General features: G+C 42.9%; 10 protein-coding genes. All 10 read left to right on the top strand.

Annotated elements, in window-relative coordinates; translation table 11 throughout:
* Window positions 1–6: 6 nt before the first annotated feature.
* The 10 genes from A3CY_RS0118275 (at window position 7) to A3CY_RS0118230 (ending at window position 22,494) form a co-directional block, all read left to right on the top strand.
* On the top strand, window positions 7–1,659 hold the full coding sequence (locus A3CY_RS0118275) for a PKD-like family lipoprotein (RefSeq protein ID WP_018339397.1): 1,653 nt from the start codon (window positions 7–9) through the stop codon (window positions 1,657–1,659).
* Between the two features lie 81 nt (window positions 1,660–1,740).
* The gene (locus tag A3CY_RS0118270) at window positions 1,741–4,077 is read left to right on the top strand and encodes a S9 family peptidase (RefSeq protein ID WP_026207861.1); all 2,337 of its coding nucleotides are present in this window, start codon (window positions 1,741–1,743) and stop codon (window positions 4,075–4,077) included.
* A gap of 16 nt (window positions 4,078–4,093) precedes the next feature.
* Window positions 4,094–6,433, top strand: a complete 2,340-nt coding sequence (locus tag A3CY_RS0118265; protein ID WP_026207860.1) for a S9 family peptidase — start codon at window positions 4,094–4,096, stop codon at window positions 6,431–6,433.
* Window positions 6,430–8,754 carry a S9 family peptidase gene (locus tag A3CY_RS0118260; protein WP_018339394.1) on the top strand — a complete coding sequence of 775 codons (2,325 nt, stop codon included), beginning with the start codon at window positions 6,430–6,432 and terminating at the stop codon, window positions 8,752–8,754. The genes A3CY_RS0118265 and A3CY_RS0118260 overlap by 4 nt, the downstream gene beginning before the upstream one ends.
* A 45-nt stretch (window positions 8,755–8,799) precedes the next feature.
* The gene (locus A3CY_RS0118255) at window positions 8,800–11,430 is read left to right on the top strand and encodes a zinc-dependent metalloprotease (RefSeq protein ID WP_018339393.1); all 2,631 of its coding nucleotides are present in this window, start codon (window positions 8,800–8,802) and stop codon (window positions 11,428–11,430) included.
* Window positions 11,431–11,459: 29 nt separating this feature from the next.
* Complete coding sequence (locus A3CY_RS0118250; RefSeq protein ID WP_040372044.1) at window positions 11,460–14,090, top strand: zinc-dependent metalloprotease; 2,631 nt, start codon at window positions 11,460–11,462, stop codon at window positions 14,088–14,090.
* 123 nt (window positions 14,091–14,213) lie between these two features.
* Window positions 14,214–16,919, top strand: coding sequence for a S9 family peptidase (locus A3CY_RS0118245; protein WP_026207857.1), 2,706 nt, complete (start codon window positions 14,214–14,216; stop codon window positions 16,917–16,919).
* 71 nt (window positions 16,920–16,990) lie between these two features.
* Complete coding sequence (locus tag A3CY_RS0118240) at window positions 16,991–17,659, top strand: RNA polymerase sigma-70 factor (protein ID WP_240388187.1); 669 nt, start codon at window positions 16,991–16,993, stop codon at window positions 17,657–17,659.
* Window positions 17,660–17,746: 87 nt separating this feature from the next.
* Window positions 17,747–18,937, top strand: a complete 1,191-nt coding sequence (locus tag A3CY_RS0118235; RefSeq protein WP_018339389.1) for a FecR family protein — start codon at window positions 17,747–17,749, stop codon at window positions 18,935–18,937.
* A 107-nt stretch (window positions 18,938–19,044) separates the two neighbouring features.
* On the top strand, window positions 19,045–22,494 hold the full coding sequence (locus A3CY_RS0118230) for a SusC/RagA family TonB-linked outer membrane protein (protein ID WP_018339388.1): 3,450 nt from the start codon (window positions 19,045–19,047) through the stop codon (window positions 22,492–22,494).
* Window positions 22,495–22,505: the final 11 nt, after the last annotated feature.

The raw sequence follows: 22,505 nt of genomic DNA, 5'->3' as shown, positions 1-22,505 counted from the left end.
AAGAATATGAAACGTATTTTATTTTTGATATTGGTTTTGTTTGCGGCGGGAGCCTGCTTGGATGACAAAACAAACACGGATTATCGTGATATAAATAACTTTGATGATAATAACTGGAAAATTACCGGAATTGAGAGTCGGTATAGTTTGTTCCCTGGGGAGTCGGTAACTATAACCCCGAAAGTTCGCTTGTCGATAGATACCTTGAATCCGGATGTGGAATGTCGTTGGATGTTGGGTGATACCGAGGTGGCAACGGGACCTTCTTATACTTTCGAGGCAAAGGAGTATGGGGAGTATACATTGACTTTTTTGGCAACAGATAAAAAAACGGGGGTATCATTCCCTGCAGAAACAGACTTACTGGTTGCTCCCCAGTATAAATTAGGGTGGTTGTTTCTTAGCCGTACCGCTTCGGGAAATTCTCGTTTATCATTGTTGGCAGGGAAAAGAATATATGTTCCTTATATGGATGGTAATTATCAAAGGCAAAGAGATTCTTTGGTGTATGTGGGTTTTTATACTAACTTGGGCGAGTCGTTGGGTTCTGGTCCAATTAAACTTGTAGAGGAGTTTACTTATCAGGAGAATTATAACGTCCCGTTAACTTCTGAAATTATGGTTTTGCAAGAAAGCGGACCGATTGAATTGGGTGGTTATGAATTGGATTTCACGGGGAATCCATTAGATGAATTCTCGGGAGAGGCTCCTAGGCAAAAGATAAAAGATGCCGCTTTAAGTTGGAGTTGCAAGTGGTTGCAGACGGAGGACAATCTTTTGTATTATTCCGTTGCAAAAGTGACGAGTGATTTACATTCAGGGCGTTATTCTGATGACCCGGCTTTCAATGGAGCGAAATACAAAACATTGGTCGAGGTGATGAAATCTGGAGGATATTATGCCCCGAAATTTTTTCTCGCTATCGATGAAACCAACACCATGTGGGCATTGATAGATAATGGATCGGAAAAGTATAATAGTGGTGGGCTCGTTGATCCCCTGAATAGTATCGGTTCGAGAGCGCGTTTGGTCAACAATTCGTCGGGAAACTTTGATATGTCGTTGTTTAATAATTTTACAGGAAGGTATATCAAACATGTTTTAGTAAACACGGATGAATACTTTTTGTCACTTATCGAGCGTGATGGCAAATATCTATGGCACAAATATGCCTTGGACTTTCCTTATCGTTATACCACAGGAGATGACGTGAAAGTAGAGAGTTCTGAAACGGGAGAGTTGGCGGCAGAAATGTTTACTAATTTCAAGGATGCTGCTTTTGTGTACGGGTATTACGGTGATTGGGAATGGTTGTTTGTCGCTTCTGGAAATAAATTGTACGGAACAGCGATGGACTGGAGTGAGCCTCGGCAGGATAGTAGAGAGATTTTTACAGCCTCTGCAGATATAGTATCTGTAAAAGCTCGTTACTTTGGTAATTCGATGTCTAACGAAGAGGATATAATGTATTGTCATCTAGGAGTACTGTTGAAAGATGGAACATTCCTAGTGTTGGAGATTAATTATGAATCGGACACATTTACTGTTAAAAAGATTTATGAAGAAAATTTGAAACAATTAGATTCTGAAATTGTAGATGTTGTAGATATGATCCATAAATATGGCAGTGGTGGAAATTTCGACGGATATTTGAATTAAACTTTATTGTATTTGAGATAATAATCGGCGGGAGTATTTCTCCCGTCGATGTATTAATATTGTTTCGTGTAAATTATTGTTATGAAAAAAACATTCGTAATGTTATGCCTGCTTCTTGCTTACTTGGGAGGAAATGCTCAACAAAAGGCAAATTACAAGTTGGCAGAAAGATTTACCCAAATGGGTTTATCTGGGATTGCTGCCCGGAATAGTATGCGGGTGGTACCGCATTATATTCATGGTGGCGAGAAGTTTTGGTTTGAGTTTAGGACGGACGAGGGGACGATGTATTATTTGGTAGATCCGGAGAAAGCGGAAAAGCGATTGCTCTTCGAGAATACGGATATAGCGCAAGGGGTGAGTAGTATTACCCGGAAGGCATATAACGAGAAAGATCTGCAACTTTCAAATGTAGATTTCTCAAAGGATATGTCAAAGATGACTTTTTCGTTGGGAGGAGGGAATTTCGAGTATAATATGAAAACGAAGAAGGTAAAGGAGTTGCCGAAAGAGGAGAAGAAGGAGGACATGGTAATGTACACGTGGATGTCTTTATCTCCGGACAGCAACTATATTGTATACGCGAAGAATCATAACCTCTACATGAGAGGGAATAAATATAAAGGGCAGGATACGACAGAGATTCAGTTGACTACGAACGGGGAGCGTTATTTCTCCTATGCCCGGAACGGACAAGATACAATATCTGAAGAAACCGATATGGCTGGTCGTTGGTTCAAGAAGGTGAATAAGATTTATATTCTGCGCCAAGATAACCGGAATTCCGACGAGATGGCGGTAATAAATGTACTGGCGAAGCCAAAGCCTATATTGGAACGCTACAAATATGACATGGCTGGCGATAAGAATTTGTCGAAGTGGGTGTTGTCAGTGGTGGATATAGATAAACGGAAGGTGACGGATTTTGATATTGAGCGTTGGCAGGATCAGGACGCCGAGGTAAGATACGTGACGGACAAGGGGGATAAGATATTCTTTGAACGTTATAAGCGCGTTCGGGATGAAGTGGAATTGTGCGTGGGGAACACAGAAACGGGAGAAGTGAAAGTGCTGATTCATGAGGTTGATAAACCCTATATCGATTATCATATGCGTAATATCGTTTTCTTGAACGAGGGGAATGATATTCTCTACCGTTCGGAACGTACCGGATGGGCTCATTATTATCATTATGATGGTAATGGAAATTTGAAGAATACGATTACTTCCGGTGATTGGGTGGCAGGACAGATTGCAGCTATCGATACGGTAGGTAGGACAATTTATTTGTACGCGCACGGGTATGATAAAAAGATGAATCCTTACTATTACCAAGTGGTGAAGGCTCATATTGATCGTGAAGGAGTGAAATTGTTGAGCCCGGAAGACGGGCAACACAAGGCGGAGTTCTCTAAATCCCGGAAATATTTTGTGGATAGCTATTCCCGGGTGGATATGGAACCAAGATTCACGTTGAAAGATAATAACGGGCGAGTGATTATTAAGGATTTGGCAAAGGTAGATATCCGGAGGGCTTACGAGATGGGATGGCGTGCACCGGAACGTTTCGTGGTGAAGGCTGCCGATGGATTGACAGACCTGCATGGGATCATGTGGAAACCGGCAGACTTTGACCCGAACAAGAAATACCCGATTATTTCATCTGTATATCCGGGACCTTTCTTTGAATACGTGAGTACGTCTTTTAGTTTGGATGACAGCTATAACATGAAGTTGGCTCAACTCGGCTTTATCGTGGTGTCCATGGGACACCGGGGAGGAAGCCCTATGCGGGGTAAGTTTTATCATCGTTACGGGTATGGAAATTTGAGGGATTATCCTTTGGCGGATGATAAATATGCTATCGAGCAATTGGCGGATCGTTATTCTTATATTGACGGGACGAAAGTAGGTATTTTCGGGCATTCCGGCGGAGGTTTCATGTCAACGGCAGCATTGTGTACTTATCCTGATTTTTACACTGCCGCGGTGTCTTCTTCCGGTAATCATGACAATAACATTTATAATAATGGTTGGGTAGAGATTCATCATGGTGTGAGAGAAACGAAGGAAACGGTGAAAGATAGCGTGAACGGAGATCACGAGGTTTCAAAGTTCAGCGTGAAGGTGCCCACGAATATGGAGTTGGCTAAAAATTTGAAAGGACATTTGTTGATCGTGACCGGGGATATGGATAAGAACGTGCATCCCGCTCATACTTTGCGGATGGTGGATGCCTTGATTGAAGCCGGAAAGAATTTCGATATGCTGGTATTGCCGGGCAAGACTCATGGTTACGGGAGTGCGGATAGGTTCTTTGAACGGAAGTTGTGGTATCATTTTGCTAAATATCTGTTAGGTGATACCACTGCCGATCATTACGGTAACATCGAGGAATACAAGGGAATTGAAAATTGAAAATGGAGGATTGAAAATGAGGACAAAATATATCATCATGCTTTTGTTGGTGGTGGCAGGAAGTTCTGTATGCGCGCAACAAAAGGCTAATTTTAAACTTGCAGATCGTTTCTCTAGCCGAAACTTCCGGTCGGCAGATAGAAACAGTATGAGTATATATCCCATGTATATCAATGATGGGGAGTGCTTTTGGTACTCTTTCACGACGGAGGAAGGGAAACGTTATTACTACGTGAATCCGGAGAAGAGGGAGAAGCGTTTGCTGTTTAACACGGAGAAGTTATTCGGGTTTCTGAATAAAGAAACACACGAGGTGTGTGACGCAAAAAATTTTATGTTTCAAGGATTAGAGTTTGATAAAAAAGGTACTTCTTTCACATTCGATTACGAAAAGCATAAGTATCGTTATGATATGAAAACGGAGGAAGTAACGAAATTAGATACGGTTATTCATAAGGGATTCGGGGAATCATGGAAAAAATATTCACCGGATAGCACTTATATTTTGTTTGCCCAACGTCATAACCTATATGTCATGGGAAATAAGGATAAAGGGAAAGATACCACGATCGTGCAATTGACGACAGATGGCGAGAAATATTTCTCTTATTTCAAGGAAGAAGAAGAGGTTGGTACGGATACATTCCCGGCAGCTCCCGTTGCCGTGTGGATGAAAGATTCCAAGAAAGTGTATGCCTTGCGTGAGGATACCCGGCACGTGGATGAATTGTTTCTGGTGGACGTGATGGAAACTCCCCGTCCTAAAGTGAAAACGTACAAGTATTCCATGGCAGGCGATCAGAAATTGGAAAAATACAAGTTGACGGTTATCGACGTGGAAACAAAAGAGGTGAAAACGATCGATATTGATCATTGGCAAGACCAGTATGTAGATGTGCTTTATACCTCCAAGGACGGTAATAAGATCTATTTCGGACGGAAGACCCGGGCTTTTGACGAACAGGAGGTTTGCGTTGCCGATCTTACTACGGGAGAGGTGAAAGTGTTAATCCACGAGATAGACAAACCTTTTATGGATTACAAGATGGCAAATATTATGTTCTTGAATGACGGGAAGGATATTATCTATCGTTCAGAACGTACAGGCTGGGGACATTATTATCTCTATGATAACGAAGGGAATTTTAAACATGCTATTACTTCTGGGGAATGGGTTGCCGGTCCTTGTTCGGATATTGATACCGTGGGACGTACGCTTTATTTCTACGCTTTGGGGAAAGACGAAAATATCGACCCGTATTATTATACCCCGTGTAAGGTGAATATTGACAAACCGGAAAGTCTGACACAATTGACTTTTGATAACACGAATCATCAGGTACATTTCTCGAAATCTTTTAAATATTTCGTGGATACCTACGAGCGAGTGGATATGGTTCCCCGTATCGTGTTGAGAAACCGAAAAGGAAAAGAAATCATGGAATTGGAGAAACCTGATATTCGCCGGGCTCTAGAGATGGGATGGAAGGCTCCGGAACGGTTTAAAGTAAAGGCAGCCGACGGAACGACAGACCTATACGGGGTGATGTGGAAGCCATTTGATTTTGATTCGACGAAGGTTTACCCGATTATTTCTTCCGTGTATCCCGGTCCATTTTATGAATACGTGCCGACACAATTCCGGTTGATTCATGATGACAATACCCGTTTGGCTCAATTGGGCTTTATCGTGATTGCCGTGGGGCACCGCGGGGGAACGCCTATGCGGGGAAAATTCTATCATACTTACAGTCACGGAAGATTGCGGGATTATCCGTTAGCGGATGACAAATACGCGATAGAGCAATTGGCTGACCGTTATCCTTTTATCGATGCGACGAAAGTTGGTATCTACGGTCATTCCGGGGGAGGATTTATGTCTACTGCTGCTATCTGTACTTACCCGGATTTCTACAAGGCAGCTGTTTCTTCCGCGGGAAATCATGACAATACAATTTATAATCACTGGTGGGGAGAAACTCACAACGGGGTGAAAGAAGAAAAGAAGGTGATCAAGGATAGCGTGAATGGCGACCGGACGGAATCGACCTTTAAATTCAAGGTGGGTACGAATATGGAACTGGCGAAACGATATAAAGGCGGTCTGTTGTTGATTCACGGTTGGATGGATGATAACGTGCATCCGGCTCATTCGTTGCGTATGGTCGATGCGTTGATTAAAGCAGACAAAAATTTTGATATGATCATTTTACCGAGATCGAATCATGGTTTCAGTGGGGCGGAGAATACATTTTACGAGCATAAGATGTGGTTCCATTTTGCCCGTATCCTGCTTGGGGATGATACCGGGGATTATTATTATGAGATTGAACAATACAAGAAAGCTGATAGATGATAAAGAATTTTTTATTCGGTCTATTTTTACTTGTTACCGTTGGAGCGTTCGGGCAGCAAAAAGCGAATTATGAGCTTGCCGAGCGCTTCCGGCGCATAACACAAGTGCCTTTGACGAAGAATAGCCTGGAAGTAAGTCCACGTTATATTAATAACACGGATCGTTTTTGGTATTCATTTCGCACGAGTGAAGGAAAAAACTATTATTTGGTCGATCCGGCTAAAAAAGAGAAACGTCTGCTTTTCGATAACGCGGAATTGTTGATGAAGATTAGCGAGATCACGAGGAAGGGATATAATCATAAGGATCTGGACCTGGATTTTACTTTCGATGCGGATGGTGAAACAATTCGTTTTTGGTTTGACCGGAAGGATTTCACCTATAATATCAACACGAAAGAGTTGAAGTTGGCGGAAAAACAAAAGGGACAAACCAATTATAATCCTTACTGGATGTATTATTGTCAGGATAGTTCCTATATGCTGTTTGCTAAACGCAATAATCTTTATATCGTGGGGAACCCGAATAAAGGGAAGGACACGATTGAAGTGCAATTGACTGCCGACGGGGAGCGTTATTTCACGTTCAATCGGGAAGACGAAGGCGAATTGGACGAACGCATGGGATGTTCTGCCAAATGGTTTAAGACGGGGCACAAGTTTTACGCTATCCGGGAGGATTCCCGCGAAGTAAGTGATTTATGGTTGATTGATGCGCTGGCGAACCCCCGTCCTCGCTTGAAGACGTATAAGGCAGAGTTGGCGGGAGATAAGAACGTGATTCAGTTCGAGTTGTTGATCGGTGATGCCGATACCCGTGAGGTGAAAAAGATTAATATAGATCGATGGAAAGATCAATATATAGACATCTTGTATGCCAGTAAAGATGCAAAACGGCTTTATTTCCAACGTTATAAGCGGACATGGGATGAGTGCGAGATTTGCGTGGTAGATACGGAAACAGGAGAGGTGAAAGTGTTGATTCATGAGATTGACAAGCCCTATCTGGATTATCAAATGCGTGCCATTCATTTTTTGAATGACGGGAACGAGATTCTTTTCCGTTCCGAACGTAATGGGTGGGGGCATTATTACTTGTATGATAAGGATGGAAACTTGAAAAATCAAGTTACTTCCGGGTCATGGGTTGCCGGACCGATCATGAAGATCGACACGACAAACCGGCAAATTTATTTTATAGGCTTGGGCAAGGAGAAAGAGATCGATCCTTACTATTATGTCCTTTATCGTGCCGACTTGGACAAAACTAATGCGATAACATTATTGACTCCGGAGAATGCTTCCCATAACGTGAATATATCCCCGTCGAGCAAGTATTTCGTGGATAGTTATTCACGGGTGGATATGGAGCCCGTGAACGTGGTACGTGACCGGAAAGGTAAAGTGATTGTCGAGTTGGAAAAGGCGGATTTGGAAAGCCTTTATGCTTTCGGCTGGAAGAAGCCCGAGCGTTTTAAAGTGAAGGCGGCAGATGGGGTGACGGACATTTATGGCGTGATGTGGAAACCGGCGGATTTTGATTCCACGAAAACTTACCCGATTATTTCGTCCGTTTACCCGGGACCTTTCTTTGAATACGTGCAAACCCGTTTCACGGTAAACGATGACATGAATACCCGTTTGGCTCAAGTCGGTTTTATTGTTGTATCCATGGGACACCGGGGTGGAACGCCTATGCGGGGGAAATATTACCATACTTACGGGTACGGTAACCAGCGGGATTATCCTTTGGCTGACGATAAATACGCGATTGAGCAATTGGCACAACGTTACCCCTTTATTAACGTGAAAAAAGTGGGAATATTCGGTCATTCCGGTGGTGGGTTTATGTCCACGGCGGCATTGTTGACTTATCCGGATTTTTACAGTGCAGCGGTATCTTCGGCAGGGAATCACGATAATAATATTTACAACAAGGGATTTGTTGAAATTCACTATGGCGTGAAGGAGAAAAAGCAGGTGGTAAAAGACAGTGCGGGAAACGAACGGGAAGAAATCACTTTTGAAACCCGGAGCAAGACGAACCAGGAATTGGCGAAAAATTACAAGGGAGGATTGTTGATCGTGACCGGGGATATGGATCGCACGGTGCATCCGTCACATACCCTGCGAGTGGTCGATGCCTTGATTAAAGAGGGGAAGAACTTCGATATGCTCGTGTTGCCCGGTAATTCTCACGGATTCTCCGGTGAGGCGGAAGAGTTCTTTGAATGCAAGTTGTGGTTCCATTTTGCTAAACATCTGTTGGGGGATGCCTCGGCGGATTATCAGGGGGATTTGAATTACTTTTTGGAAAGATAATGTATTGTATGTGTACTATAATGTAAATCCAGTAAAAGATTAATTATGAAATTGAAAACAATTCTTTGTGTAGCAGCAGGATTATTTTTCATGCAGGCTACGTCGGTAACTTATGCCGGGGAGAGGAAGAAAAAGGAGTCCAAGAAAGAGAGTGTGGAGAAGAAGGAAACGGCGTATGACAAATTGTTCAAAGAGAAGAAGTGTGAAACCGTGAAAGGGATGGTCACGATTCACAAGATGGACGGGAAAGTTTATTTTGAATTTCCGTTGAACCTGTTAAACAAGGATATGCTATTGGGGTCTACGATTACCAAGATCACGAATAACGGTTTTGGAAGCGTGGGAGAGAAACCCTATGATCCGTTGCATATCACGTTTACCAAATTGGATTCAACAATTAATTTGTGTTTGGTGAACACGAATTACACGTCCAATGATAAAAAAATCAAAGAACGTATTGCTGAAAGCACGACTCCGGCAGTGATGAAGGCTTTTAAAATAGAGGCATATTCACCGGATAGTACTGCCGTTGTTTTTGACGTGACGGATTATTTTCTGTCTGACGACGACAACATCAGTCCCTTCTCGGCTTACGCGCCTATTTTATACCGTCGCCGGTTGGATAAGGTGTTCAAGAGAGAGGATTCACAAATCACGAAAATCAAAGCGTATGCCGATAATATCAGTGTCGGTTCGGCATTGAATTATGAAATCAGTGTCAATGACGAACGTTATTATTATATCTACAAGGCTCCTTTTACAGCCGAGATGACACGCAGTTTGATCCTTTTGCCGGAGGAACCGATGCGTCCCCGTTATGCGGATCCCCGTATCGGTATTTTTATCGGGGGAATGTCCGAGTTTACCAGTGATGGTTCCGGTGTACAGCCACTTTATTTTGCAAACCGTTGGAGATTGGAGCCGAAAGACGTGGAAGTCTACAAGCGGGGTGAATTGGTAGAACCAGTGAAGCCGATCGTGTTCTACGTGGATAATACTTTCCCGGAGGCTTGGGTAAAATATATCAAAGAAGGGGTGGAGCAATGGCAAGCTGCTTTTGAGGCGATCGGTTTCAAAAATGCTATTGTCGCGAAAGATTTCCCCACGGATGATCCTGAATTCGATCCGGATAATTTGAAGTATTCTTGTGTTCGTTATTCTCCTTCCTGGACTGCGAATGCGATGGGACCCTCCTGGACAGACCCTCGTACGGGAGAGATTTTGAATGCTTCCGTTTATTTATATCATAACCTGATCGAGCTGGTACAAAACTGGCGTTTCATTCAAGGTGGTCCGGCAGACCCGTCTGTTCGTAAAAAGGTATTGGACGAAAAGACTTTGGGTGACTGTATCCATTACGTGGTAGCCCACGAGATCGGGCATTGTTTGTCATTGATGCACAACATGGGGTCTTCTTCGGCAATTCCGGTAGACTCGTTGCGGTCCCCGTCATTCACGCAAAAGTATGGTACGACTTATTCCATCATGGATTACGCTCGTAATAATTACGTGGCACAACCTGGTGATGCAGCCCGTGGGGTGAAGATGACTCCGCCGGACTTGGGCGTGTACGATATGTATGCTATCCATTGGTTGTATACTCCTATCTTTGATGCTGCAACACCGAAAGATGAGGTGCCGACGTTGGATAAATGGATTACCGAGAAATCCAATGACCCGGTTTACCGTTACGGGAAACAACAAATCTATTACCGGATTGACCCGAGTTCCATGGAGGAAGATTTGGGAGATGATGCTGTAAAAGCTGCCACGTATGGCGTGAATAACTTGAAATATTTATTGAGCCACTTGAACGAGTGGGTTGGTGAGGATGATAAAGATTTCCGTTTCCGGGAGAATATTTACAATGAAGTGATCTACCAGTATGTCCGTTATATCAATCACGTGATTTTTAATATCGGTGGCGTGTATTTGAACGAGCGTTATGCAGGTGATGCCCGTCCTAGCTATCAATCTGTTGAAACCGAGAAACAGAAACGGGCTACCCGTTTCATGTTGGATCAATTGAAAGATTTGTCTTGGCTGGATAACGAGGAATTGTTGAAAAACTTTGAACTTCGTTCCAGAATTACTTCCGATTTGGAAGATATGATCCTGGATGGTTTGATGAAACGTTTCGGACCGGTAGCTATGAGTGCCGATAAAGCAGGCAAGGGCGCTTATACCCAGCGTGACTACATGAAAGATTTGATGGATTTCGTGTGGAACCCGACAAGACAAGGACGTTCATTGACTAATTTGGAGAAAAAATTACAATTGAATATGACTTCTTTCACGATCGGGAATACCGGAATCAATATGAACCGGGCTAACCCGCTAGCTTTCTCTGCCGAGAATTTGATGATTCAGGTTCCGGAATACGTGAAAGCCAAGAGCCGTGAAATGTATGGTGAAATCCCAGAACATTGGATGGGGATGTTTACCAACCGGGAAGTGGTAGGACATACCGGGTCATGTTGCCAGGGTGAAGATGTGCAAGGTTTTGGGTGGCATCTTTCCGTGACTCCTCCTTATGAACCGTTAGAGCATCTGTATTTCGAGTATTTACAGAATACACTGGCTTTATTGAAGAGTAAAGCAAATACCGGAAATTCGGATACTCGTCAACATTATCGTTTGTTGATCTACAAGATCGAACAGGCATTGAAAAAATAGTTGTATTCATGTTGATAAATAAGTTCGAAATGAAAAACGGAATCTATATATTATTAGCCTTTATCTTTCTTTTAGGAGCGAGCGGAAACGTGGACGCCAAAAATAGAAAGAAAGAACAAAAGGAGACGAAGAAAGAGGTGGAAACTCCCTATGATAAATTATTCAAGGGGAAGAAATGCACCACGGTCGACGGATTGATGAAAGTACATTGTATCGATCAGAAAGTTTACGTGGAATTTCCCTTGGCTTTGTTAGAGAAGGATATGATGTTGGCTTCATCTATCGAGAACATCAGTGATAACGGGGAAGGTGTGGTCGGTCAGTTTGCCGGGTATCCTTTCCGTATGCGTTTTACCTTGCAGGATTCTATGTTGCAAGCGAGAGCTGTGCTGTTTGATCTCCCTGTAAATACGGGTAAAGAGGTAAAAGTAAACCGTGCTTTGGCAGAAGCATCGCTACCTGGTATTTACGCCAGTTTTGACGTGAAAGCCTACACTCCGGACAGTACGGCTGTCGTTGTGGATATGACAAAACTGTTTTTGGAAAGTTCATACTACACGAACCCGTTTGCCGGTTACGCGGGAAACTCGTTGTTCGGTTTTGTTTCTCGTGAGCATAAATTCAGAAAAGAGCGTTCTTCTATTGTCGGGATTAAGGCTTATGACGATAATATAACCGTTCTGTGTAATATGGGATATAACGTGGATCATAAGGTGTTCGGGGCATTCATGATGAAGAAGGATGTACCCGTGACGGCGACGATCAACAAGATGTTGCGTTTGTTGCCTGCCGACCCGATGATGCCTCGGTTGGCAGATTCCCGTATAGGAGTCGCTCATGTTACTAAAACCGATTATTCCGGGGGAAGCGAAGGATTCAAACCGGTTTATTACACGAAACGTTGGCGTCTGGAACCAGCCGACGAGGTGAAATATAGAAATGGAGAGTTGGTGGAACCAAAGAATCCTATTGTCTTTTATTTGGATACTTTGATGCCTGAATTTTGGAAGCCTTACGTGAAGGAAGGCGTGGAGGCATGGAATGAAGCCTTCGAGAAGATTGGGTTCAAGAATGTACTTTCTGTTCGGGATTTTCCGGCTAATGACCCGAATTTCAACGCGAATAACGTGAATTATAATACAATTCGTTATGCTCCTTTGTGGATGTATTTTATCCAAAATTCGATACAGATAGATCCTCGTACGGGTGAAATATTGAATACGTCGATGTATATTCACGATAACGTGGTTGCTGGATTGCACGAAGATCGGTTAATGAACACCATGGCTTCTGATCCTTCTGTACGCACGTTGAAGCCGACTCCTGATTTGGATGGCGAAGCGCTTCGGTTGAAGGTGATGCAGATCACGGGAAAATGTTTGGGATTGGAGGAGAATATGGGGGCAAGCTATGCTTATCCGACCGATTCTTTGCGTTCGGCATCCTTCACGAAGGTGCATGGATTGAGCCCGTCTATCATGGATTATTTCATGTTTAATTATATCGCCCAGCCGGAAGACGTGGAGAAGGGAGCTCGTTTGACGACAACAGGCTTGGGTGCCTATGATTTTTATGCTATTAAATGGTTGTATACTCCCATCCCGGATGCCAAAACTCCGCAAGATGAAACGGCGACATTAGACAAATGGATTCGTGAACATCAGGACGATCCGATGTATCGTTTCGGGATACGCCAGCCTTCATACGCTTCGTATGATCCGACCTCTATGTATGCCGACCTGGGAAATGACCCCGTGAAAGGTTTGAAGTATGCCATTAATAATATAAAAGCTTCGATTCAGAATGTATATACCTGGTATGACGGAAACGAGGATCGCAATATGGCTAAAAGAAAAGGAATGTACAATTCTTTGGTTTCGGCGTTACGTTCTAAATTGGGCTACGCGTATGCCTTGATCGGTGGAATGTACTTTACCGATAAACGCGAAGGAGATGTGCAACCTTCTTATCTGCCCGTGGATAAAGCCCGTCAGAGAGAAGTGATGAAATATATGGTAGAACTTTCCCGAGATCTTTCTTGGTTGGACAATGAGTCTGCATTGAAAGAGTTTGAAATCGGGGATAAGGCTGCGGCAAAGAACGAAACGGAAATTATCTACGGATTGTTAGATCGTATTCGTTACATCGCTATTGCGGCAGAACGGGGTGGTGAATATTCTCCCCAGGAATATATCAATGACATTTACAATATCATCTGGGAGCCAACGATCAAAAATCGGAAGTTGACCATGAATGATATGAAATTGCAAAGTAATTTCTTGGCAAGCATTATCGCGACCTCATCGGTTACTTTGCCGGCAGCCGTGTTTGAAGTTCCCCGTGAAGCATTCCGTTTGACTGATTTTCAAGCTCAATGTGCCCGGAATATCCAATGTCGTGATTATTCCTTGCTCGAGAATGCAGCATTCCCGGTAACTTTCGGGGAGGATGGATTAGTTTTGGCTCAAGAAAGAAAAGGTTTTGGAGAAATGCCTTTCATTGAGGCAAAACCCTATCCGACGACGCATCTCTTTTACAGTATGTTGCTAAAAACCAGAGACATGTTGAATACGGCTGTTTCAAGAAACACGGGAGAAGCTAAAGCATATTATGAACTTTTGTTATTCAAAGTTCAGAAAGCGCTGGACAATAAAAAATAAGTTTGCCTTGAATAAGGGCGGGACAGATTGTGATGAGTTGTTTTAACAACCTTCAGGAAAAAAATAAAAAGAGGTTGTCAATTTATTTTGAACAACCTCTTTGAAATTATAAAAGAAAAAAAAATGAAGATTCGGAAATATTTAATTGTATTATTCTTGCTGGGAATTGTTCTACCTGCCGCGGCACAAAAAAAGCCCCTTGATATGGAGGCTTATAAATTGTGGCGCAGAGTTGAAGGTCAGCATATGTCGGATGACGGGAAATGGATCACCTATCGTTTCGTGTATATTGACAGCGACGAGCATGAAAAAGATACGCCTGTCACTTACCTGCATCATAACGAGTCTGGGAAAACCTACGAGTTGGAAAATGTACGGCAAACCAATTTCTTTAATAACGGAAAATGTTTGAAATACGTGGTATCTCCATCTCCGCAAGATACTTCCGGGTTGGTGAAAGATTCCGTTTTCCTGTTGACTTTAAAGAATATGAAAAAACAGTTGTGGGATAGACCTTATGACTGTAACGAATCCTCTGATTCTCCCGTGATGACTTATTCTTATCCTATCGGTAAGAACGAGAAAGGCAATGACATCAAGAGGTTGGTGATTTGGAATTTTGAAACGGGAGATTCTACGGTTATGGATAGCCTGGATTACCATATACTGCTGGATAATAATAAAACGATCATCTACACGAAAGAGCGTAACGGTTATAAATCCTTGTATGCTGGTCCGGTGAAAGGAAAACAACGGTTGATTTATGGTGACCCGGATGCCCGTTTGATAAGTTTTTCTTTGGACAGGAGAGATTTGAATGGTGTATTCACCGTAGCGTCGGACACGTCTTACCTGAAGGATCCCGATCTGTTGTATGCTTTTAATTTGAAAGACGGCAAGTATAAACAGATCATGGATGTCAAGGAAATCGAACTTCCGGGAGATTATAAGGTTCGGGGAGGAATACACACCCCGTTCAATAACGGGAAGTATATCTTCGTGGAGGGTTCGCCTAAAGTTCCGGCTCCTCGTCGCCCTAAAGTAGAGCCGGACAAGAGTTTCGAGCTGGAATTGTGGAAATGGGATGATGAACTCTCCCAAAGCCGGCAAAGACACGGGCGAGGTTATCGGCGCAATGTTCCGAAGTACGTTTACCATATCGATACTAAAAAATGTGTTCTTGTATCTCCACCCGAGATGGATAATATGTTCAATCCGACTTGCGATGAATACAATTACGTGATTATCGCGGATGAATCTCCTTACCGGGGACTCACGGATTGGCGTGACGGAAACGCGATGGATTTGTATCTCGTGAGCCTTGAAACAGGGGAACGGAAATTGATATTTTCGGATTTCCGCCAGCGTCCGGTATGGAGCCCGAACGGGAAGTATGCCTTGTTTTACTACGGGGAAAAGAAAACGTGGTATAAATTAGACCCGACCACGGGAGAGTTGACAGATATATCCACGGCAATTGGTTATCCCGTGTACGATGAAGACCACGATAAACCGGTTCCTGCCGGCTCATATGGTATTGCCGGTTGGCTTGCCGGGGGAAATGAAGTTGTCCTCTATGACAGGTATGATATGTGGGTGGTTGACCTGACGGGTAAGAATCCCACTTATTCGCTTACGGACGGTTGGGGAAGGAAGAACAACGTTTCTTTGCGATTGTTGAAAACGGATTACGATTCTAAATGGATCGATACGAAGCAAAATATTCTGTTGAGAACCGTGAACACGGAAACTTTGGATCAGGGGGTATATGCGTTGACGCCTGCCCGTAAGATTCGTAAATTAATGGAAGGGCCTTACGCATTCAATTTTAACCAAATGACACGTGACGGGAAATATTGTATGTTCATTCGCCAGAACTACCAGGAGTTCCGTGATATATGGTGGAGTAAGACCGATTTTGCCCGTCCGGTGAAGATTACGGACACGAACCCGCAGCAGAAGGATTATCACTGGGGAAGCGTGAAATTAGTCGAGTGGACAAATTTCGAGGGCAAACGGAACCGGGGGCTGTTGTATCTGCCGGATGGTTACGATCCGTCGAAACGCTACCCGGTCATCGTGAACTTTTATGAAACACACACGGGAGATATTCACGTGAATCCCGTGCCTGCCTTGAGTAGTGCCATGATTAACGTGGTAACCTACGTGAGCAACGGGTACGTGGTCTTTATGCCGGACGTGCATTTCACGGTAGGAGCTCCCGGGGAGAGCAGCTACAATGCCGTGGTGAGCGGTTCCCAGATGTTGATCGACCGGGGAATTGCCGACAAAGACCGTATCGGGATACAGGGACATAGCTGGTCGGGCTATCAGGTGGCTTACCTGGTGACCCGCACAAATATGTTCCGGTGTGCTAATCCCGGTGCAGCCGTTTCAAACATGGTTTCGGCTTACACCGGAATTCGGGAAGGAAGTGGAATGCCCCGTATGTTCATGTACGAGGAAACACAAAGCCGTATGGGCAAAACACTTTGGGACGATCCCGAAATGTATATTAAAAACTCCCCGATATTCTATGCCGATAAGATACAGACACCTTTGTTGATTTTCCATTGTGATAAGGATGAGGCGGTGCCTTACTCGGAAGGATTGAATTTATTCCTAGCCATGCGTCGTTTGCAAAAGCCCGCTTGGTTACTGAATTACAAGGGCGACAAGCATTTCTTGTACAATAAAGCGGCAGAGAAGGACTGGACGATTCGTTTGCAACAATTCTTTGACTATTACCTGAAAGATGCTCCCATGCCTCGTTGGATGAAGGAGGGGATAAATATCGACGAGAGGGGGATAGACCAAAAGTATGATTGAGTGAAATAGTCTAACGTAAAAAAACTCGTTTTACAGCTGTAAAACGAGTTTTTTATTGCAAAATAGTTGTGGTGCGAACGAGTAGAATCATTCGTAAAATTGTTATTATCATTTTTTTCTCTATTTTTGTGACCGCAAGAGTTTTTTCTGGTGTAACTCATAGAATTATGTCTGAAAGTGATCAAAATAGCGAAGATTTTTTATTTAACTCCATTCGTGCGGGTAATATTGCGGCTTATGAAGTCTTATTTAAAAAATATTTCCTGTCTATGTGTATGGTCGCTTGCCGTATTGTTGGAGATGAGGATGTTGCAAAAGATATTGTTCAGGAGGTGTTTATGCGTTTGTGGGAAAAGAGGGAAGCTTATGATTTTTCAACCACACCGGATATATTTTTATATGTAACTGTCAAAAATAAATGCTTCGATTATTTGAGGATGCAAAAGAAAATGCCTATTCAGGATAATTTAGGAGCTGCTGACAATGAATATTTTTTTCGAGACATATTGATTGAGGAGGAAACATACCGGATTGTTAACGAGGCAATCGATGCACTGCCGACTCAAAGTCGTCGAATTATAAAATTGAGTTTGGAAGGTAAGCAGAATAAAGAAATTTCAGAGGAATTGGGGATTGCGGTGAATACTGTTAAATCGCTTAAATATAAAGCGATGGATGTCCTGCGAGTGGCGTTGAAGGATTATTATTATGTGTTTTTGATTCTGCTGTTAAAAATATAATTGAAAAAAAAACGAAAAGTTCACTCATCCCTTTTTGAAATTTTGACGTTCTGTAAATAGAAATATAAATTAGAATTAGGACGTTTTATGATGGAATATCCGAAAGATTATAAAATATCTCGTTTGATCGCCAAAAAAATGATCGGAACAATTCTTCCCGCCGAAGAAGAAAAATTGGAGGCGTGGTTGAAAGAGGATGTTCGGAACGGGGAATTGTTTCAACGTATCCTTGAAGGGAAGAATGTTCCTGACAGAGATTTGTACGCCGAACGTTTTGAAGTGAATGAGTCATGGGTGGTGATAAAGAAGCAGTTGGTAGAACAAGATAAACGCTGGAGTATATCTCCCTGGTGGATGGGGATAGCGGCTTCTATCGTATTACTTGTCGGTATCGGGTTGTACCTGGGACTTTTAAGGAAGCCGGCGGTACAAGAGATTGCGCAACCGATAGCCCGTATTGAAACGGGTGGCTCCAAGGCTGTTTTAATTACTTCCTCTGGTGACAAGATTGTATTGCAAGATACTTCCATGCAATTGATTTCGCTGGGAAGCGGCATGATAGCCCGCAATGACGGTAGCCGGGTTTCTTACGAGGGAGTCGGGGAAGGAGATGGAGAAGATGTGCTGGCGTATAATACGATTCGGGTACCCCGTGGCGGGGAGTACAAATTATTTTTGTCTGATAGCACGGAAGTGTTTTTGAATTCGGGTTCCGAGATCCGTTTCCCTGTAAAATTCGGGAAAAGCAAACGGGATGTATTTTTGCGGGGAGAGGCTTTCTTTATCGTCAAAAAAGATGCTTCACGCCCGTTTGTCGTGAATGCGGATGATAAGGTTTCTGTCGAAGTGCTTGGAACTCAATTTAATTTGCAGGCTTATCCGGATAAGAAAATGGTGGAAACCACGTTGAATGAAGGATTGGTGCGGGTGTATGATAAAAAGCAGAGCGTGAAGATTAAGCCGGATCAACAAGTTGTATATAATTGTGAAGACAGCAAGCTGGTTGTGCGAGAGGTAGACGCGAGTCTTTATTCCGCGTGGAAGGACGGAAGACTTGTATTGTTGAATAATACGCTGGAGGATATTATGGCTTGTTTGGGACGTTGGTATAATATTGATGTATTTTGGGTAAACCCGGAATTGAAAGAGTATCATTTTTCCGGAGAGTTGGCCCGATATGAGGATTTCATGGAGATCTTGGATATGTTGGAGAAAGCTACGCGGGTACATTTCGAGGTGAAAGACCGAACCGTGTTCGTGAGTAAAATATTCAAATAGATGTTGTTAAATATAAAGAGCAGAAAATATTGGTACTATTTCCTGCTCTCGAGTGAGTTCTAATAACGATTAAAAAATCAATTATTAATCATTAAGCATGTAAAAGTATGAAAAAAAACGGAATTGAAGTCTTTAGCGGGATGCAAAGATTTAAAAAGATGCGATTTATTTTTAAACGCGCTCTTCTTCTTCTGTTTATGTTTCTCTTCCTCCTGCAGGTAGATGCGCAATCTCAGGTCGCAAGATTGACGATGAATCTGGAAGATGTTACGATTGACCAAGCTATCACGGACGTGAGTCAAAAAACAGGTTATCGTTTTTTGTACCAGATAGAAGAGGTCATGAAGTTCGGGAAACGGGATTTGAAGGTGAAGGACGCAACTTTGGACGAAGTGTTGAAGGTGTTACTGAAGGGAACGCCCTTATCTTATGTTATTCAAAACGATGTGGTCATTATCACTCCCGCAAAGGAGGGGGAAGTACAGAAGAAAACCCGGCAGATAAAAGGTAAAGTGATCGATGAGAAGGGCATGTCGTTGCCCGGGGTCACAATCCTTATAAAAGGTACTAAACTGGGAATGGTAACAGATGTGGATGGGAAGTTTAAAGTTGAGATACCCCAGATGGATAGTACAATTCTGGTATTTTCGTTTATTGGGATGGAAACAATTCATTACCGTTTGAGTGACGACAGGAAGAATGACGGGAAAGAATTGGTTATCACGATGAAGGAAGATGTCGCGGAGATGGAAGAGGTGGTCGTGACGGGATACGGTAATATCAAAAAGGAGAGCTTCACGGGTAGTTCGATTTCCGTGAAACGGGAGGATTTGTTGAAAGCGTCCCCCACGAACGTTATTCAGGCACTATCTTCATTTGATCCCTCGTTCCGTATCCAGCAAAGTAATAAATGGGGATCAGACCCAAATGCTATACCGGAGATTTATATCCGCGGTCGTTCGGGTATCGGGGTGAAAGATTTGGATAAAGACGCGTTGTCAAAATCTTCTTTGAAAAATAATCCGAACCTTCCGATTTTTATCATGGATGGTTTCGAGGTTAGCGTGCAGAAGGTGTATGATATGGATCCGATGCGGGTGGAAGACATTCAGATATTGAAGGATGCGGCTGCCACAGCCATGTATGGTTCCCGTGCGGCGAATGGTGTTGTCGTGATCACGACTGTTGCGCCCAAGCCCGGAGAGGTGACTATTTCTTATAGTATGACCGGAACCGTTTCCATGCCAGATCTTTCTGATTATAATTTAGCTTCGGCTAGAGAAAAATTGGAGATTGAAACGAAGGCAGGGATTTATACTCCTAAATATTTTCTAACTTGGAGGCAGGCGTTGGATGCGTATAATGAACGTTTATTGCGAGTGCAGGAAGGCGTGAACACGGATTGGTTGTCGTTGCCTTTGCGGAATGCCGTGAATCACAAGCATAGTTTGTCTATCGAGGGGGGAAATGCTGATTTGCGTTATGGGCTTGACCTTTCCTATAATAACAACAATGGTGTTATGAAGGATTCTTACCGGAACACGATGAATCTAGGATTTCACGTGGATTACCGGCTTAAGAATTTGCAGGTCGTGAATTATATCGAGTACAATTACACGAAAGCAAATGAATCTCCTTACGGTGATTTTTCCGATTACGCTCACCTGCAGCCTTATGATCGTCCTTATACGAAGGATGGAAAGTTGATAGAAGGTACTTTGGAGTTTTCTACGATACCTCATCGGGATGATAAGTTGAATAATCCGTTGTATGAAGCTCTTTTGGATAATTTTGAGTTTGAAAAAGGGGATGTATTTATTGAACGATTGATGGCACGGTGGTATCTGACCGATTATTTATACCTGAAAGGGCAATTTGCCATAACGAAAGAGTTTAACAAGAGAGAGCGTTTTATTGATCCTCTTTCCTCGAATTCGACCTCTAAAACACAGGGTGAAGATAAGGAGTTGGCGGGCGATCTTTATTTAATGAAAGGAGAATCTACCAATTGGGATATGCAGGTTGGGGCATATTTCTCGAAAGTATTCGGCAGTCATGCGATCAATGCCTCGGCGGTGATGAATGCAACTTCGCGTTTCTCCGAAAGTACTTCCAGCCACTATCGAGGGTTTCCTTCTGGGGAATTCCACTCACCTAATTACGCTGCTGAGATTACTGTAAAGCCGAACAAAACACAGAGTGCAAGTCGTTTGGCTGGATTCTTGTTAATGGCGAATTATACTTGGAACGATATTTATTTGGCAGATATATCCGCTCGTTTTGACGGTTCTTCCGAATTTGGGTTGGATCAGAAATGGGCTCCGTTCTGGTCGTTGGGAATGGGTATTAATGTTCACAAGTATAACTTTTTGCAGAGTAGTAAAATTATTAATCGCATGAAACTTCGTGTTTCATACGGGCAAACCGGCAAAGTGAATTTCCCGTCTTATAGTGCGAGAACGGTTTACAAGACTTTTGACCGTTGGTATATCAGTGGGTTCGGTGTCGCTCTGAAAGCCTTGGGAAACAGTGATTTGAAATGGGAAACGACGAATAAATTGAATGTTGGTACGGATTTGGAATTTTGGAGTAATCGAATTTCTCTTGTTTTTGATTATTACTACAATAAAACTGTAGATTTGATTACAGACGTGACATTACCGGGATCTTCGGGATTTTCTTCTTACAAGAGTAATTTGGGAGAAACTTTGAATAAAGGTTTTGATATTCAGTTCCGCTTCGATGTGCTGAAAGATAAAGATTGGAATGTGGCTTTATGGGGAAACTTGAATCACAATAAAAATGAGATATTGAAAGTGTCGGATGCCTTAAAATCGTATAATTCTCAAGTGGATGAGTATTATGAACTTGCGGAAGAGAGTCAAACGTCGACGTCTGCATGGATTAAAGCCGGGAAAACGTATGAAGATTTTATTAAGCCGGTTATGAAATATGAAGAAGGGGCTTCTTTGACTGCGATCTATGGTGTGCGTTCACTGGGTATTGATCCTACTAACGGGAAAGAGTTATACTTGTATCGCAACGGTAAAGCCAGCAACGTGTGGAAAGCTAGTGAGGAGGTTGTACTCGGAGATACGGAGCCTAAAGCGAGTGGTTCATTCGGTATAAATGCAACTTACAAAAATTTGTCGTTGTTCATTTCATTTGCTTATGAATGGGGAAAGCAAACGTATAATGAAACTTTGATTGCGAATGTCGAGAATGCGGATATATTGGGAAGTAATGTAGACAAGCGGGTGTTGACTCAACGTTGGGAAAAACCGGGCGATATTACGCCTTTAAAGGATATACAGGATATGAATAGCGTTACTTTGCCGACCTCTCGTTTTGTCCAGGATGAGAATGTTTTATCGATGAGTGCGTTGAATTTAAGTTATGACTTTAATTCGGCGTGGTTGCGCAAGATTTATTTGAAGACCCTTCGCCTAGAAGTAAGTACAAATGAGTTGTTTCGTTTATCAACAATCAAGCAGGAGCGAGGTACCAGTTATCCTTTTGCCCGGACGGTGAATTTTTCTTTACGTGCAACGTTCTAGTTAGTTAAGAA

This window comes from Butyricimonas synergistica DSM 23225 (assembly GCF_000379665.1).
Classification (GTDB): Bacteria; Bacteroidota; Bacteroidia; order Bacteroidales; family Marinifilaceae; genus Butyricimonas; species Butyricimonas synergistica.
This window is presented reverse-complemented; position numbering and strand designations above follow the sequence as displayed.

Bases quoted from the DNA above. Each gene is read 5' to 3' on its own strand.
- A3CY_RS0118275 (WP_018339397.1), top strand. From the start codon at position 7: ATGAAACGTATTTTATTTTTGATATTGGTTTTGTTTGCGGCGGGAGCC.
- A3CY_RS0118230 (WP_018339388.1), top strand. From the start codon at position 19,045: ATGAAAAAAAACGGAATTGAAGTCTTTAGCGGGATGCAAAGATTTAAA.
- A3CY_RS0118270 (WP_026207861.1), top strand. From the start codon at position 1,741: ATGAAAAAAACATTCGTAATGTTATGCCTGCTTCTTGCTTACTTGGGA.
- A3CY_RS0118260 (WP_018339394.1), top strand. From the start codon at position 6,430: ATGATAAAGAATTTTTTATTCGGTCTATTTTTACTTGTTACCGTTGGA.
- A3CY_RS0118245 (WP_026207857.1), top strand. From the start codon at position 14,214: ATGAAGATTCGGAAATATTTAATTGTATTATTCTTGCTGGGAATTGTT.
- A3CY_RS0118255 (WP_018339393.1), top strand. From the start codon at position 8,800: ATGAAATTGAAAACAATTCTTTGTGTAGCAGCAGGATTATTTTTCATG.
- A3CY_RS0118265 (WP_026207860.1), top strand. From the start codon at position 4,094: ATGAGGACAAAATATATCATCATGCTTTTGTTGGTGGTGGCAGGAAGT.
- A3CY_RS0118235 (WP_018339389.1), top strand. From the start codon at position 17,747: ATGATGGAATATCCGAAAGATTATAAAATATCTCGTTTGATCGCCAAA.
- A3CY_RS0118250 (WP_040372044.1), top strand. From the start codon at position 11,460: ATGAAAAACGGAATCTATATATTATTAGCCTTTATCTTTCTTTTAGGA.